Annotated in this window: 1 pseudogene; it reads left to right on the top strand. The window is 61.2% G+C overall.

The features are described 5' to 3' along the window. Positions 1–618 (top strand): annotated as a pseudogene (locus H0Z09_RS27185) (RHS repeat protein); the annotation flags it as partial.

The following is a 618-nucleotide window of genomic DNA, read 5'->3' as shown; positions in this document are numbered from 1 at the left end:
CCCGCTACGAATACGCCGACGGCCTGCACCTGATCAGCCGCCGCATCAATGCCGACGGCACCCAGGTCAACTACCGCTACGACAACGCCCGACTACTGCTGACCGAAATCGAAAACGAAGCCGGTGAAACCTACCGACTCCAGTACCACAACAACGGCCTGATCCAGCAGGAAATCGGCTTCGATGGCCAGCGCACCGCCTACGTCTACGACCTCAACGGCAACCTGCAGGAAAAAACCGAACACGGCGACGACGGCAGCCAGCTAATCACCCGCTACAAACGCGACCATGCCGGGCGCCTCGTCAGAAAAACCCTGCCCGACGGCAACATCATCGATTACGCCTACGACCGCCAAGGCAATCTCCTCAGCGTCGACGACGGCCACTGGGCGCTGGCCTACGAATACGACCCACAAAACCGCCTCACCGCCGACTACCAAGGCTGGGGCACCTTGCGCTACGGCTACGACGCCTGCGGTCAGCTCCAAAAACTGCGTCTGCCCGACAACAACCGCCTCACCTTCAATCACGACAAGGGCGGCCACCTCGCCACCGTCGAACTCAACGGCAAGCTGCTCACGTCACACCTGTTCAAAGCTGGCCAGGAACACCAACGCC

Source organism: Pseudomonas sp. SWRI18 (assembly GCF_014268345.1).
Lineage (GTDB): Bacteria > Pseudomonadota > Gammaproteobacteria > Pseudomonadales > Pseudomonadaceae > Aquipseudomonas > Aquipseudomonas cedrina.
Note: the sequence above shows the minus strand (reverse complement) of the source record. Positions and strands in the feature narration are given on the sequence as shown.